Origin of the sequence: Synechococcus sp. CCY 9618, from assembly GCF_019038415.1 — a bacterium.
GTDB lineage: Bacteria > Cyanobacteriota > Cyanobacteriia > PCC-6307 > Cyanobiaceae > Cyanobium.
Map to the genome: position 1 here is coordinate 20505 of NZ_JAFKRG010000036.1, position 14593 is coordinate 35097.

Annotated in this window: 16 protein-coding genes and 1 pseudogene; 12 read left to right on the top strand and 5 right to left on the bottom strand. The window is 66.7% G+C overall.

Annotated features, from left to right (window positions below; all coding sequences use genetic code 11):
- Positions 1-8: 8 nt before the first annotated feature.
- From KUG41_RS08900 to siaD, 4 genes are all read left to right on the top strand, one after another.
- Complete coding sequence (locus KUG41_RS08900; protein ID WP_216903318.1) at positions 9-1196, top strand: SpoIIE family protein phosphatase; 1188 nt, start codon at positions 9-11, stop codon at positions 1194-1196.
- A 94-nt stretch (positions 1197-1290) separates the two neighbouring features.
- Positions 1291-1839: a biofilm regulation protein kinase SiaB gene (siaB, locus tag KUG41_RS08905; RefSeq protein WP_254217041.1), complete on the top strand. Its 549-nt coding sequence runs from the start codon at positions 1291-1293 to the stop codon at positions 1837-1839.
- A 3-nt stretch (positions 1840-1842) separates the two neighbouring features.
- Positions 1843-2238 carry a biofilm regulation phosphoprotein SiaC gene (gene siaC / locus KUG41_RS08910; RefSeq protein WP_216903320.1) on the top strand — a complete coding sequence of 132 codons (396 nt, stop codon included), beginning with the start codon at positions 1843-1845 and terminating at the stop codon, positions 2236-2238.
- A gap of 2 nt (positions 2239-2240) precedes the next feature.
- Positions 2241-3095: a biofilm regulation diguanylate cyclase SiaD gene (gene siaD, locus KUG41_RS08915; RefSeq protein WP_254217043.1), complete on the top strand. Its 855-nt coding sequence runs from the start codon at positions 2241-2243 to the stop codon at positions 3093-3095.
- A gap of 72 nt (positions 3096-3167) precedes the next feature.
- Here the strand turns inward: siaD and nrdJ are convergent, their stop codons facing one another.
- Complete coding sequence (nrdJ, locus tag KUG41_RS08920; protein ID WP_216903322.1) at positions 3168-5516, bottom strand: ribonucleoside-triphosphate reductase, adenosylcobalamin-dependent; 2349 nt, start codon at positions 5514-5516, stop codon at positions 3168-3170.
- Between the two features lie 149 nt (positions 5517-5665).
- Here nrdJ and KUG41_RS08925 point away from each other — a divergent pair, with 149 nt between their 5' ends.
- The 5 genes from KUG41_RS08925 to KUG41_RS08945 all read left to right on the top strand — a co-directional run bounded on the left by KUG41_RS08925 (position 5666) and on the right by KUG41_RS08945 (position 9915).
- On the top strand, positions 5666-6346 hold the full coding sequence (locus KUG41_RS08925) for a trans-aconitate 2-methyltransferase (RefSeq protein ID WP_216903324.1): 681 nt from the start codon (positions 5666-5668) through the stop codon (positions 6344-6346).
- Positions 6347-6417: 71 nt separating this feature from the next.
- Complete coding sequence (locus tag KUG41_RS08930; RefSeq protein WP_216903327.1) at positions 6418-7173, top strand: hypothetical protein; 756 nt, start codon at positions 6418-6420, stop codon at positions 7171-7173.
- A 54-nt stretch (positions 7174-7227) separates the two neighbouring features.
- Positions 7228-8874 carry a peptide chain release factor 3 gene (locus KUG41_RS08935; protein WP_216903329.1) on the top strand — a complete coding sequence of 549 codons (1647 nt, stop codon included), beginning with the start codon at positions 7228-7230 and terminating at the stop codon, positions 8872-8874.
- Between the two features lie 102 nt (positions 8875-8976).
- Positions 8977-9204, top strand: a complete 228-nt coding sequence (locus KUG41_RS08940; protein ID WP_371734096.1) for a hypothetical protein — start codon at positions 8977-8979, stop codon at positions 9202-9204.
- A 24-nt stretch (positions 9205-9228) separates the two neighbouring features.
- Positions 9229-9915 carry a CPP1-like family protein gene (locus tag KUG41_RS08945; protein WP_216903333.1) on the top strand — a complete coding sequence of 229 codons (687 nt, stop codon included), beginning with the start codon at positions 9229-9231 and terminating at the stop codon, positions 9913-9915.
- A gap of 45 nt (positions 9916-9960) precedes the next feature.
- Here the strand turns inward: KUG41_RS08945 and hslO are convergent, their stop codons facing one another.
- Both hslO and KUG41_RS08955 read right to left on the bottom strand, forming a co-directional pair.
- Entirely contained in the window at positions 9961-10875 is a 915-nt protein-coding gene (gene hslO, locus KUG41_RS08950; protein WP_216903335.1) for an Hsp33 family molecular chaperone HslO, read from the bottom strand.
- Positions 10876-10949: 74 nt separating this feature from the next.
- On the bottom strand, positions 10950-11603 hold the full coding sequence (locus tag KUG41_RS08955; RefSeq protein WP_216903344.1) for an ABC transporter ATP-binding protein: 654 nt from the start codon (positions 11601-11603) through the stop codon (positions 10950-10952).
- A gap of 95 nt (positions 11604-11698) precedes the next feature.
- On the opposite strand from KUG41_RS08955, the gene KUG41_RS08960 reads away from it, so the two are divergent.
- Both KUG41_RS08960 and KUG41_RS08965 read left to right on the top strand, forming a co-directional pair.
- Positions 11699-12148, top strand: coding sequence for a DUF3531 family protein (locus KUG41_RS08960; protein WP_216903346.1), 450 nt, complete (start codon positions 11699-11701; stop codon positions 12146-12148).
- Complete coding sequence (locus KUG41_RS08965; RefSeq protein WP_216903348.1) at positions 12145-12948, top strand: 16S rRNA (uracil(1498)-N(3))-methyltransferase; 804 nt, start codon at positions 12145-12147, stop codon at positions 12946-12948. The genes KUG41_RS08960 and KUG41_RS08965 overlap by 4 nt, the downstream gene beginning before the upstream one ends.
- Here KUG41_RS08965 and KUG41_RS08970 read toward each other — a convergent pair.
- The gene (locus KUG41_RS08970) at positions 12914-13273 is read right to left on the bottom strand and encodes a hypothetical protein (protein ID WP_216903350.1); all 360 of its coding nucleotides are present in this window, start codon (positions 13271-13273) and stop codon (positions 12914-12916) included. The genes KUG41_RS08965 and KUG41_RS08970 overlap by 35 nt on opposite strands.
- A 90-nt stretch (positions 13274-13363) precedes the next feature.
- Here KUG41_RS08970 and KUG41_RS08975 point away from each other — a divergent pair, with 90 nt between their 5' ends.
- On the top strand, positions 13364-14125 hold the full coding sequence (locus KUG41_RS08975; protein WP_216903352.1) for a TIGR00297 family protein: 762 nt from the start codon (positions 13364-13366) through the stop codon (positions 14123-14125).
- A 6-nt stretch (positions 14126-14131) separates the two neighbouring features.
- Here the strand turns inward: KUG41_RS08975 and KUG41_RS08980 are convergent.
- A pseudogene (locus KUG41_RS08980) lies at positions 14132-14593 on the bottom strand (hypothetical protein); the annotation flags it as partial.

Genomic DNA, 14593 nt, shown 5'->3' on the forward strand with positions numbered 1-14593 from the left:
GTCGCAACATGGACCCTGTGATCACCCCCAGCAAGAATCATCCAAGGCCAAGACGTTCAACCATTTCCATTCAGAAGGTTTTCACCCTAATTGCTGTGATCAACGGACTGGTTCTGGCCTATCTGGTCATTGCCGCCATCCAGCTTCTCAGGGTTCCGGGAACGAGATCGACAGAGGTTTACGTCTCACTGATTCTCACGATCCTGCTTGTTCTGCTGGCCGTCATCTCCTACCAGATTATTGCCAGACGCATCATTCACCCAGTGGCGCGGTTGGTGAAGGAAGCCAGTTTCATCGAAAGCGACGACATGAGCAGCTTGCTCACGGTTCGCAGCGATGATGAAATATCAAGCCTCGCCCTGGCCTTCAATGCGGTGCTTGGGAAGATGAGACAGGCCATCGTGGCTGGCGATGTCGCCAACCAGAAGTTGGTGCATGCCAACGACCAGATTGCCTCCTCAATCAATTACGCGGGTCTGCTGCAGCGGTCGATCCTCCCGGATCGCCAGTTGCAGGAAACATTCGGCGACGATCATTTCATCCTGTGGCTGCCACGGGACACCGTTGGCGGCGACTACTACATCTTCCACTCAGAAGGTGGGAACTGCGTTGCCGGCGTTGCCGACTGTGCCGGTCATGGGGTGTCCGGAGCGATGATGACGATGCTGGCGAGGGCTGGGATTGATCGATCCATCCTGGAAGTGGGCATTTCCTCACCCGCCGCCATTCTGAGCTGCACCGATGCAGCCATGCGCAATCTTCTGCACGGTCCCCGACTGAGCAAGTCGATCGCCACGAGCATGGATATCGGACTTGTCCGCCTTGACTTTCAAGCAAGGAAGCTAAGATTTGCAGGGGCAAAGATCAGTCTATACTGGACCGACGGTCAGAACATGCACATGGTCAGGGGCGACAATCGGGCCATCTGCGATCACCGCATCGGTGCCTACACCGATCACGATCTTGAACTGCTTCCTGATTGCACGTACTATCTCACCACCGACGGTCTGCTGGACCAGTCAGGCGGCGACGAAGGTTTCTCCCTGGGCACAGAAAAGTTCAGCCAGTGGCTGGTCCGCCTGGCCCGTAAACCACTGGCCGAGCAGCGCCGGGCCTTGGCTGAGGCCCTCGCCGAGTACCGGGGCAACCATCCCCAGCGCGACGACATCACGATTCTCTCCTTCCGTTTCAGCTGAACCCTGTTCGCCCCCCCATGCCTGCAGCCATGTCCCACCACGACCAGACCCGGCGAGGGATGCCCCTTGCCGACGCGACTGAGGGAGTGCTCCGATGACCATCACCACCACGAGCCTGATGTCACTGAAGGATTTCTTCAGTGATCAGAAAATCCTGATCTGCTTCAACGGGCCGATCTCCAGAAATCTGATCGGGGAGATCGGCTCTGCCCTGAAAGAACACATTGAATCCAATCACGCTCCGGATCTGGAAGTGATGGATGTGTTCAGCGTGTATATTGAGATGAGTCAGAATATCAGGAACTACGCCCACAGTCAGGGCTACAGCGATGCTGAATCCTCAGCCACGGTCGTCATTGCGGCTGCCGAGGCTGGCCATTACGCGGTCTGCGCCGGTAATCTCGTTGACATGGAGGATGGGAAAGCCTTGGTGGAACGCATCCGTACCCTTGCCGACTGCGACAAGATCCAGCTGAAGGCCCTGTACAAGGAACAGTTGCGCCAACCACGCTCCGAACTCAAGGGCCGCGGCGCCGGCCTCGGCCTGATCGAGATCGCCCGACGCTCCAGCCAACCCATGGAAGCCTCCCTTGACCCCCTTGAGACCGGTCGTGCCTTCTTCAGCCTTCGCGCCATCATCTGACTCATGAGCACCAGCGAAGCCCTCAACCTCTCCATCCCCGGCTCCCAGTCCAGCCCCTCGATCCGTGCGGACTGGAATGCTGGCGTGGTCGTGATGAGCGGCGAGTCCTATCCAGAGAATTCCTTCGAGCTTTATGATCAGCTGATTCAATGGATCAATTCATATCTTTCGACTGTCGACCATTCGCTCACCCTCGAATTGCATCTGAACTATCTGAATACCAGCAGCATTCGTTTTATGATTGACATCTTCGACCTACTCCAAGCCGCCTCTGCCAAAGACAAGGAAGTTCTTGTTCAGTGGATGTATGACGACAGGAATCCACGCTCTGCAGAATTGGGAGCCGAATTCAAGGAGGATTACACCTTTCCGTTCCTGATTCTTTCGATCAACGCCTGATCATGGCTTCCTCCTCTTCAAATTCTGACGATCAGTTGGAGCAGGAGGTGATGTCCTATCTTGCCAACGAGCAGTATTTTGATGACCCATCCAGAGATCTTCTGGCAAGGCTCTGGCAGCGTATCGAGGAGCAGATCGGTCGACTGGAGCGAGTTGCTGATATCTCTGACCTCTATCAGAATCATGTTCTTGAAAGCACCCGTAGTCTCTCTGATCGCTATGAGAGGCAGCTGCGTCTTCTCGATCGAGTGGTTCGCATCTCCGATCTCTACCAAGCCTCTCTGAAAGATCTGAATCTCTCCCTTTTTGAAGCCTCTACCCATGACGCCCTGACAGGAATCGCCAACCGTCGCTTCATGGCTGAACGCTGTCTCCAGGAAGATCAGCGGGCCAGCCGGCACGGGACGACATACTCAATGATCGTTCTAGATGTTGATCATTTCAAACTGATCAACGACGAGCACGGTCATGCCACCGGCGATCTGATGCTGATTGATTTCGTCAAGGCTCTCACCAAGAGCCTGCGCCACTACGATATCTGCGCGCGCTGGGGGGGAGAGGAATTTCTGGCCCTGCTGATTGATTCCGACCTTTCCACAGCCGAAATCGTCGCGAAGCGCATGCTCACCAACATTCGCAGCATGCGGGTTTCGATCGACGACATAGAGTTGGGCCTCACCGCCAGCATCGGTCTCACCCAGCACAAATCAGACGAAAATTACGACGCCACGTTCAGGCGTGCGGACAAGGCCCTGCTCACAGCCAAGAACAGTGGCCGCGACCGTCTTGTGGTGATTGATCCCTCAGATCCGATGGGCCATCGCGAAATCCAAGACCTGGTATCTTCCGGCGAGTAGGAATCACCGAACGGTGGGCTGCTGCAGGGACGTCCCCGGCCATCCGAAGAAATCCCTGCAGCGGCGGCCTGCTCAGTTCTGGGGTTTGGCCAGAGGCAGCAGACATTTGTCAGAATCGCATCCGGCAGGGCCGGCTTCAACCATCTCGCCGCGGTCGTAGGTCTGGAGGGCTTCGAAGAAATCCCCACAGGTGCGACGTTGCTCCACTTCGGTCACCAGCGCGCGATAGGTGGCCTGGTCGATCGGTTCGAACGGAAGCCTGGGGAAGGTGGCATTGGCATCGAAGCGGGCCAGCAGGGCAGCGGAGATGTAGCCCTCGCCGTCTTCGATCGCCCGGTGAATGGCCTGGGCCAACGGTTCGATCTCGAGCTCGCGGAACTCCACCGTGGCCGAGGTGTTGTGGGCGGTGTAATGCCGCTGCACCTGCATGTAGAAGTCGAACTGGGCCAGGGCGGAGAAATTATTGATCTCCACCCGGTCAGCGCCGGGGAGGTTGGCCCAGCTCACCTCGGTGGGGATCTCCACCAGCCATTCAGTGCAGCGGGGATCGAAGGGATCATTCAGCAGCCGACCCTGCTCGTCCTTGTCGGACTGGGACGGCACGATGGCGTAGCCATAGTCCATGCAGGCCAGCGCCACCGGATCGTTCTTGCGGAAGGTGATGCGACGGATGAAACGCTGGGCCTTGGGAGGATGCCAGCCCGGGCTGGCGCCGGTGAGCAGGCTCTTGGTGCCGGCAGGCTGCACGGTGGTGCAGCGGTTGGGCCGGCGAATGCCGTGGCGATCGCAGTAGTCCCACACAGCCGTGTTGACACACTCCTTCCAGCGGGAGAGATAGGCGGCCTCTTCGGCCCGGAAGGCGCGCCCCTCTTCGGAGTCCGGACGGCCGGCCTCCCACCACTGCAGCCAGGGGGTGCCGAAGGCATGGACAAAGAAGTCGAACAGGCCGGTGAAGCTCACGCCCACGATCGGATCCCAGGCCCGGCTCTGGCGGTAACGCTCCACCTCGAAGCGGTGGTTCAGCAGGCAGGCGACGGCCAGGCCACCGGCCCGGAAAGCATCCGCCTGGGCCTGATGGTCGGCCGGATCGATCCGGTTGAGGTGGATCTCGGCCAGGTTGCAGTGGAAGTCGGCACCGAGGATCTCGCCGCAGGGGTTGAGGCCATAGCGGCCGAGCCGGTGCTCCAGTTCGGCAGCGGTGATCTCAGGGTGATGCAGCTGCAGCCAGCGGCCTGCTTCCTCCTTGCCCTGGTCGCAGTAGATGCCGATGAACTCGCTGCGCAGCTCCGGAGTGCTCAGCAGGTCGGCGTTGGAGCGGGCGATGGCCTCGGGCGCGAACTGAATGGCCCCCTCGCCGGACTGGAACTGCTTGGTGACCGCCTCCAGCACCACCTCGCGGCTGGGGCGCTGGTGAAAGACCCGCGTGTGGTTGGCCATCCGCAGCGCATCCCGCTCGGGATCGATGCTCCAGTTGCCCTGATCGTCCTGCTGCCAGAGGTTCTCCTTGGCCCCGGCGGCGGAGTCGTCATCGGCGGCGAACTGGCGCATGCCGGCACTGCGGCGGATGTTGCCCGCCACAATCGTGACAGCCGCCTCATCGATCAGCAGGCAGCACTCCACCGAGGTGAGCTGGCGACCGCGAGCCTTGTTGAGGATCTGGGCGACGCGGCCGTAGAGATCCCTCAGCTTGACCGGGTTGGCCATGCCGCCGAAACCCTTGAGGGTTTCGCCCACCGGCCGCACGTCGGAGAGATCCACCGACACGTGCACCGGGCCATCGAAACGGTCATCGCTGCAGAGGTTGAGCAGCAGGCGGTAGCTCTCCACCCAGCCGTGGCGCGTGTCGCCGACGCGGACCGTGACCCTGTGGCCATCGATCCGGTGGGTGGTGGCCTGCTGGCGGGAGCCGATGGGCGTCACCCCGATGTCGGTGACCCCATCGATCACCAGGGTGTTGCGTACCGCCGGCAAGCGGGCGATCAGATGGGGCTCGATGATGGCGCCGGTACCACAGCCCATCATCGCCAGATCCATCATCAGGGCGAAGGCCTCCCAGTCCACCAGGTTGGTGGAGGTGCAGTTGTAGGCCCCGGAGAAGTTCTCGGGCTGCTCGATCCATTCGGTGCCGCCGATCCACAGCCAGCGGCCGGAGGGGAGGGCCAGCTGATGGCGCTGCATGCGCCGGATCAGCTCCACCTCGGCCGGGTCGAGGGAGCCCAGGCGCCGCAGGCCCTCCAGGTTGCGCTCCGCCACCTCGTTCCAGCTCTCCCGGCCGCCGGCGGGCGTCTTGCGGCTGTAGGTCCGGTAGAAGACCGGATTGGCCGCCGGGGCGGTGATCGGAAAATCGACCCCGGCGGCATCAGCGGCGGTGGGGGGCGTGGCCGGAGCCGGCGAGGCGGGTCGGGCGGCTGACAGGGTCACGGGTGGATAGGCCGAGCGTGGTCGAAACCATAACGCCACTGGTGGGGTCCGCAACGGGGTTCGGGCACCAGCCACGGTGGATTGGGCAGAATCGCCGCAGTGGAACGGGAAACCCGGCGCAATCCGGGGAAAGACAACAGGCTGACTGGATGGAGCGTCGCTGCGAGCCCGAACTGATGGAGGACGCCGCCCAGGCGCAGGCCTACGCGGAGGCCGACTTCTCCCGGACCGACCGGCAGGTGATCGCGGCGATCGTGGATCTGCTGGGTCACGAAGCGGCCGGGAGTGGTGAAGGCCTGCGGTTCGTGGATCTGGGCTGCGGACCCGGCAACATCGCTCTGCTGCTGGCGGGCCGATGGCCCGGGGCCGAGGTGCTCGGGCTGGATGGCTCCAGCGCCATGCTGGCAATTGCCGAGAAACGACGGCTCGCCGCCCCCCTCACCCTGGCGAGGCTTCGGTTCCGGCAGGTGGTGCTGCCCTGTGGGTCGCTGCCGGCGGGGGCCTTCACGGTGGTCGTCAGCAACAGCCTGCTGCACCATCTCCATGATCCCCAGGTGCTCTGGGCCGGCCTGCGCCAGCTGGCAGCCCCGGCGGCCTGGATCTACATCAAGGATCTGCGCCGTCCGGCCAGCCGGGAAGCCCTCGAGGCCCTGGTGGCTCGCCATGCCGCCGGCGCCCCGCCGGTGCTGCGTCACGATTTCGCCCACTCCCTGGAGGCCGCCTTCTCTGCCGGTGAGGTGGCCGAGCAGCTCAGGACGGCCGGGCTCGACGGACTGCGGCTGCGGGAGCTGGACGATCGCTATCTGGAGGTGGCCGGCCGGCTGGGCTGAGTTCCGCCCCCGACAGATCCCGACCGGGGCGCAGGGCACCTAGAACATCAGCACAGGAGGGCGACGCCGCCATGGTCCTGCTGCGGAGAAGGGCAAGGGAACGCTGGCGTGCACTGGCGCTCGTCACTGCCCTGCTGGCGCCCCTGGCGGAGCTGACGAACGCCCGGGCAGGAGGTGTCCTGGTGCCACCCCGTTGGGTGCAACGCTCCCCCACCAGCTCCGGGTCCCTGCGGGCCAGCTGGGAGGCCCTGCTGTTCGCCCAGCTGGAGGAGGGCGATCGGCGCTGGTTGCCCCGGGCCCAGCGCCTGCCCGATGGCCGCACCCGCTACAGCTACAGGCGCCGCCAGGGGGAACCGCCGCTCACCCTCCCCCAGATCCAGGAACTGATCAGAAATCCGCCACGGTTCACCGCGGAGCGACGGGCCATCACCGCGCTGCTGGAGCGGTTGCGGATCCTCGGGGTGCAAGTCGACCTCAAGCCTGCGGGACGCCCCAGCGCCGCCGGGGAATGGGATCCGGCCAGGGCCACGGTGAGGATCCGACCGGATGTGGCCGCACTGGGCAGCAGGGATTTCGCCCGGGTGCTCAACCATGAGGCGATCCACGTGGCCCAGAGCTGCCGGGGTGGTGGGGTGCGGCGCAACCCGGTCCCCCTGGGACTCTCCCGACGCCTCACGACAGAGAACGCCGCGTTGCTGGCCCAGCCCCCTTACCAGCGGATCCCCGCCCGTGCCCGCCAGCTGGAGGAAGAGGCCTTCGCCCATCAGGACGACCTGTCCATGGGCCTCACCCTGCTGGCGCGGCTGTGTCGGCCAGCCGCGACCTGAAGCCCCTGGCCCAGCCCCGGCACCGGCGGCTGCCCAGCCTGGCAGGCTGGATCGATGGTCAGCAGCCCAACCCCGTCTCCGGATCCCGGAAGCATCGCCCTTGCCGAGGCGGTGAGCCGGCGCCGCAACTTCGCCATCATTTCCCACCCGGACGCGGGCAAGACCACCCTCACCGAGAAGCTGCTGCTCTACGGCGGCGCGATTCAGCAGGCGGGAGCGGTGAAGGCCAAGGGGGAGCAGCGCAAGGTCACCTCCGACTGGATGGAGCTGGAGAAGCAGCGGGGCATCTCGATCACCTCCACCGTGCTCCAGTTCGACTACGACGGCACCACGGTCAACCTGCTGGACACCCCCGGCCACCAGGACTTCTCGGAGGACACCTACCGCACCCTGGCCGCCGCCGACAACGCCGTGATGCTGGTGGACGCGGCCAAGGGCCTGGAACCCCAGACGCGAAAACTGTTCGAGGTCTGCCGGATGCGGCGGATCCCGATCTTCACCTTCATCAACAAGATGGACCGACCGGGGCGGGACCCCCTGGAGCTGATCGACGAGATCGAGCAGGAGCTCGGGCTGACCTGCTGGCCCGTCAACTGGCCGATCGGCAGCGGCGATCGGTTCCGCGGCGTGATCGACCGGCGCTCCCAGGATCTGCTGCTGTTCGAGCGTGCCGAGCGGGGCCGCCAGAGCCTGGAGCGGCGACTGGAGCCCGGGGATCCGGCACGCCACGAGCTGGTGGAGCCCGAACTTCTGGAGCAGGCCAGCGAGGAACTGGAGCTGCTCGATGGCGCCGGTGCCGAACTGGATCTGGAGCGGGTGCATGCCGGCGAGCTGAGTCCGGTCTTCTTCGGATCGGCGATGACCAACTTCGGTGTCCGTCCTTTTCTGGATGCCTTTCTCGGGTTGGCCCAGCGACCGGTGGCCCGGGAGAGCGACCAGGGGCCGGTGGATCCGCTGCGGCCGGAGTTCAGCGGCTTCGTGTTCAAGCTGCAGGCCAACATGGACCCCCGCCACCGGGACCGGGTGGCCTTCGTGCGGGTCTGCAGCGGCCGGTTCGAGAAGGACATGAGTGTGCGCCACGCCCGCAGCGGCCGCACCATCCGCCTGTCCCGCCCCCAGAAACTCTTCGGCCAGGACCGGGAGGTGGTGGAGGACGCCTACCCGGGCGATGTGATCGGTCTCAACAACCCCGGCATGTTCTCCATCGGCGACACCCTCTACACCGGTGCCCGGGTGGAATACGAGGGCATTCCCTGCTTCAGCCCCGAGATCTTCGCCTGGCTGCGCAATCCCAACCCGTCGGCCTTCAAGAGTTTCCGTAAAGGAGTGAACGAGCTGCGCGAGGAGGGGGCCGTGCAGGTGCTCTACGACACCGATCCCAGCAAGCGGGATCCGATCCTGGCGGCGGTGGGCCAGCTGCAGCTGGAGGTGGTGCAGTACCGGCTGGAGAACGAATACGGCGTCACCAGTCGTCTGGAACCGCTTGAGTTCAGTGTCGCCCGCTGGGTGAGCGGCGGTTGGCCCGCCCTGGAGAGCGTGGGGCGCCTGTTCAACTGCAAGACAGTGCGGGATGCCTGGGACCGGCCGGTGCTGCTGTTCCGCAACGACTGGAACCTGCACCAGCTCCAGGAGGACCATCCCGACCTGGAGCTGCACGGAGTCGCCCCGGTGGTGAGCGGGGTGGAGCCGATCGCCCTCTGAGCCGGTAGGGAGATCCAGCACTCGCATCAGTGCAGAGGAGCCGGCAGAATGAAGCAACAATTTGTCATGCCGTAACGGATGGTCACTGCGATGCCTCGATCCGTGACACCTTTCGTCCTCTGGCTTGTCCGCCCCCGCAGCGACGGAGGCCGTGATTACGTGACCTTCCAGCCCTCCCAAGGGGTGGTGGAAATGCGGGAGGGCAGTCACCTGCCTCCCCAGATGCCCCTCCTGAAGCGCCGCTGCTGTCTGGCCATCGAGGAAGCCGAAGCCTGCCGCCGCCGTCTGCAACAGGAAGCCGGATATCAACGCAGTGAACCGCTTTTCTAGCCCTGGCTCGATACGCTCAGTGGTATGAATCAAGGATCCGACCAGCCCCATCCGGCCGCTGACTCCTCCGATCCGTACCAGCGGCTCGGGATACCCCCCGATGCCTCCTTCGACACGGTGCAGGAGGCCAAGCGTGCCCTGCTCGAGGAGGTGGGAGATGACCCCATGGCCCGTTCCCGTATCGAGGCGGCCTACGACGCCGTGTTGATGGACCGGCTCAAGGAACGTCAGCAGGGCCGGGTCAGCAGCGCCGCCCGCACCGCCTCCCAGCGGGAACAGGCCACCCCGCCCCCCAGCCGTCCGGCCCTTTCGGCATTGCCGAGTCTGCCCCAGTTGCCCCCTTCAAGGCTTCCCCGGCCGAACCTCTCCCTGCCGCGCCTGCAGCTGGCCACGGGACGCGAGCTCTGGTTTCCTCTGGCCGCCGACGGGGCCCTGCTCCTGCTCCTCTTCCTGGTGCCGGGAGCTGCCCCCGAACTGCTGGCGGCCCTGGCCACGGGAGTCACGCTGCTGAATCTGCAGCGGCGCAGCGGGCGATTCCTGGCTTCGGTGGGCTGGTGCTTCGCCCTGCTCTGCGGGGGTCTGGTGATCGGGGGCCTGCTGGTGAGCGGGCTGGGCGCTTCCCTCCCCGCCGGTCTGCCCATCTCCCCCCTCCAGATCCAGAGCCTTCCCGCCATCCTGCTGCTGCTCCTCGGAGCTCTGCTGATCGACTGATCCCCCCCTGGTTCAGGCGCTCGAGCCGAAGGCGAGATGGGACTCTCAGGCCACGGCGAGCTCGTCGATCAGCTCCTGCAATTCACCAGCCCCAACCCGGTAGATCTCATTGCAGAAGTGGCAGGTCAGTTCCGCTTGGCCGTCCTCGCTGAGCATGGCCCCGAGTTCGTCGCGTCCGAGCAATTTCAGGGCGCTGACGCTGCGATCCCGGCTGCAGGGGCAGTGGAACTGCACCGGCTGCTCGACCATCCCATCCCCCAGGGGGCGGGCGTCCAGGTCTGGAAAGATGTCCTCGAGAAGGGCATGGAGATTCAGGGCGTTGGCGGCCAGACGCTCACTGAACCCGGTGATCTCCCGGCAACGCTCCTCGAGCAGGGCCACCAGGGCAGGTTCCCGCGCCGCCCTGGGCAGCACCTGCACCAGCACCCCTCCGGAACAACGCACGCCGGAACGGTCGAGGGTCTCCCCCACGAACAGGGCCGAGGGGGTCTGCTCGGAGTGGAGCAGATAGGAGGCCACGTCCTCCCCGATCCCGCCGCTCACCAGCTCCACCGTGCTGCTGAAGGGTTCGCCCTGGCCCCGGTCCCGCACCACGTGCAGATATCCGGTGCCGGTGGCGCGACGGAAGTCGAACTGGTGGCCGCCCGCCGCATCGGTCACCAGATCGAGCTCCAGGCCTGGCCGGCCCACATAGCCGCGCACCGTCCCGTCACGACCCGCGTCGACCATCAGGCCCCGCAGGGGACCATCGGACTGGATGCGCAGGTTGACCCGTCCATGGGCCACCTTCATGGAGCTGGCCAGCAGCAGCCCGGCGGTCATGGCCCGACCGAGCAGGGCGGTGGTGAGGAAGGAGAGCCCATGGCGGCGCCGGGCGCAGTCGCTGGCGTCGGTGGTGGTGACCGCCACCAGGCGGATGCCGCCTCCGGCGCCGGTGGCCCTCAACATCCGATCCCCCATCAGTCGCCCCCCATCTGGGCTCATCGTAAGGAGCACGACCTGGGGGGCCTGGGGCTCAGCCGATCAGGACGACCTCAGAGCTGGGCGGCGGACGACAGGGTCTGCAGCGGACGCAGGGCCCCCTGCTCCAGGCGCCAGCCCCGCTCGATCACACCGCGGAACAGTTCGGGCTCATGGGTGACCACCAGCAGGGCCCGCTCGCGGGCCAGCTCTCCCAGCAGCTGAAGGATCTCCTCCCGCACGGTCCAGTCGAGGCCGGCGGTGGGTTCATCCAGCAGCAGCACCCGGGCGTCCCGCACCAGCTGCACCGCCAGGGCCAGGCGCCGCTGCTGGCCGCCGCTGAGCCGCTCGGGGGCCTGCTGCAGGGAGACGGCGCCGAGACCCACCTGCTCCAGCACAGCCTCTGCCGTCTCGGCCTTCAGACGTCGCTGTCCCAGCTTCAGCTCCTGGCCGACGGTCAACCCGAGGAAATGGCGTTCGGGGAACTGGAACACCAGCCCGCAGAGCCAGCGGCGCTGGCGGCTGCTGAGCGCGTCCCCGTTCCAGAGGATGCGGCCGCCGTCGGGCTCGGCCAGGCCGCAGAGCACCTCCAGCAGGGTGGTCTTGCCGCTGCCGCTGCGGCCGGCCACCAGGGCGGGGTCCCCCACCGGAAGCTGCAGGGTCACGTCGCGCAGCACAGGCGTGGCCGCCGTGGCGGGGTGGTAGCGCAGACCGGTCACGTCGAGCATCTCCCCAGCATGGGCCCCCGGACGGCGGCGGCAGGCACGGCGGCGCCGGAGCGTGTTGGATGGGGGGGACAGGCCCGCGTGGTTTCCCTATCTCCATGGACGTCCGATTTCGCGAAGTGGATCCGTTCAACTGCTGGATCTGGCTGCGCTTCGCCGACCAGCCCGGCAATGCCGAGCAGGGCTATGTGGAAACGGCCTTCGACAGCTGGTTCTTCCTGGGCAAGCTGGGGGCCTTCAACGCCGAGAACCTCCAGACCCACGAAGGGGGCGTCGACCTCGGCTGGCTCGCCTACGACACCGAAGCAGCTGAAAGCTCCCTGCCCGCCCTGATGCACAACATGGGGCCGATGGAGTACCAGGACGACTGGGCCCGCTGCTGGGTGGATCTGGGCACCAGCGACGCCCTGGCCCTCGACGTGCTCATCAACGCCCTGCGCCAGCTCGACAACGACGTGCTCGAGATCACCGAGCTGGTCATCGGCGGCCTCAACGAGGACTGGCCGATCGAGGAGGAACCCGACAGCCCGTTCTCCCTGGATTCATGAGCCGCGAGCTGCGGCGGCTGCTGGTCGCCCCGGAACGTCTCGCCGCCATGCCCGCAGGAGACGGCAGCGGTGGCCTGCTCGACCTCGAACCCGAGGAAGCCCACTACCTGGAACGGGTGCTGCGCTACCGCCCGGGCGAGCGGCTGGCGGTGGTCGACGGCTGCGGCCGGCTCTGGACGGCGGTGCTGGAGCCCCAAGGCAGGCTGCGGCTGGAGCAGCCGCCGCAGACTCCCCGGATCCGGCAGGAGGCCCCCTGGCCCCCTCTGCTGCTGGCCATGGCGGTGCCGAAACGGGAGGCGGACCTGGTCTGGCGCATGGCCACAGAACTGGGCGCCGACCGGCTCCAGCCCCTGCTCGCCAGCCGTGGGGCCCCCGGGGAGCGTTGTCCCCTGCCCCGCTGGGAGGGGATCGTGCGGGAGGCCACCGAACAGTGCGAACGGCTGTGGCGCCCCAGCCTGATGGCGCCCCAGCCCGCCGAAGCCTGGCTGGGGCGCCCTTTTCAGGGCATCGCCCTGCTGGCCACCACTCGCCGGGAGGGGCTGCCGCTCTGCGGCGGTGTGCTGGGGGAACTGGTCGACAGGGAGAGGGAGGCGGCCCTCAGGGGCGGCCTGCATCTGGCCATCGGTCCGGAAGGAGGCTGGAGCCCGCAGGAAGAGCAGGCGGCCGAGGCGGCCGGCTGGCGGCCGGTGAGCCTTGGAGAGTCGATCCTGCGCACCGCCACCGCCGCAGTGAGCGGGCTGGCGCTGCTGGCCCACTGGCGGGCACTCAGTTGCGCATCATGCCGGCAGCCATCTCCTTGAAGACACCGAGGTTGGCCCCACCGGTGCGGCGACGCATCGGCGTCGCACCGCCAGGGGTGAGACATTCGGGAGCGAAGGTGGCCATGGTGGGTGCGGGCCGCAGGGCCTCGGCAGCGGCCAGCTCGGCGGCGATCGCCTCGGCGGTGGTGAGAGCGGTGGCGCCTTCCGGGACGTCTGCGCCCGTCGGGACAGGCTCCGGGGAGGCCGGAGGGGCGGCTTTGGCCTGGGGCTTCGGCTCAGCCTGCGGCGATGCCACCGTCGCCTGGGGCTGCTCACCATCGCCGCCGCCCAGATCGAGGAAGAATTTGGGTCGTTTGAAGACCATCGGAGCACACCACCGGATGCAGGGATTATCCGCCGAGGCCGGCGCCAGCAGCGGGTCCGCTTAGATCTGTGCAACACATCGGTCGCCTCCATGGTGTCGCTGCCCCCCCAGGATCCGCTGCACTGGCTGGCGGCGCTGGCGATCAATGCCCTTCTGATCGCGCTGGCCCAGCGGCTGCCGCTGCTCACCCGGGCCGGCTGGGTGCACGCGGGGGTGCTGGGCACCCTGTTGTGGGGAAGCCTGGGCTGGCGCGGCTGGCTGGCGGTGGTGGCCTACCTGGGGCTGGGCAGCCTGGTGACGAAGCTGGGCTTCCGGCGCAAGCGGGAGCTGGGTCTGGAGGAGGGTCGCGGGGGGCGCCGCGGACCCGAGAACGTCTGGGGCTCCGCCCTAGTGGGCACGGTCCTCGCCCTGCTGGCCACCCAGGTCCCAGCCGGGGCAGTGCAGCTGCTGCTGGCCGGCTTCGCCGCCAGCTTTGCCGCCAAGCTCGGCGACACCTTCGGAAGCGAGATCGGCAAGCGCTGGGGTCGTCACACGGTGCTGATCACCAGCCTGCGGCCGGTGGCTCCCGGCACCGAGGGGGCCATCAGCCTGGAGGGCACAGCGGCCAGCCTGCTGGGCAGCCTGCTGATGGCTCTGGTGATGCTGGCCCTGGGGCTGATCCGCAGCTGGCCCCTGGCGGCCCTGGTGGGGGGCGTGGGGCTGGTGGCCACCCTGGCGGAGAGCGTGGTGGGCGCCACCCTCCAGCGCCGCTGGCGCTGGCTCACCAATGAACTGGTCAATGGGCTCCAGACGCTGGTGGCCGCCCTGCTGACCATGGCAGTGCTGGCAGGGCGTGGCCCACTGGCGGGCTGACCCCCCTCAGCCGGCCGCAGCGCCGCTGTCCCGGTTCTCCTGCCAGAGAAGGGCGGCGCGACGCAGGCGATCGAGGGCCGCATCGTGGCGACGCTGGGCCTGACGGGCCGGCAGACCCAGTTTCCGGCCCAGTTCCACCCAGGTGCATCCCACCTGGATCCGGCCCACCAGCAGCTCCCGCTGCTGGGGATCAAGGGCTTCGAACTGCTGGCGCAGCCACTGGCGTTCGGCGGCCTGGGCATCCACCTCCTCCCCCTCCTCCGGACCCGGGCCGCCGGGGGCGGCCAGCAGATCCAGCAGGGAACCGGCCCCTTCCGCCTCACTGCCGCTGCCCCCCAGGGGGGCGTCCAGGCTGCGGACGCTGCGGCTGCCGTTCAGGGCCTGGGCCTCCGCGAGCCGCTGCGGATCACAGCCCAGGCAGGACGCCAGAGCAGCCGCCGCCAGGGGCTGGAGCCCCTGGCGGCGGCG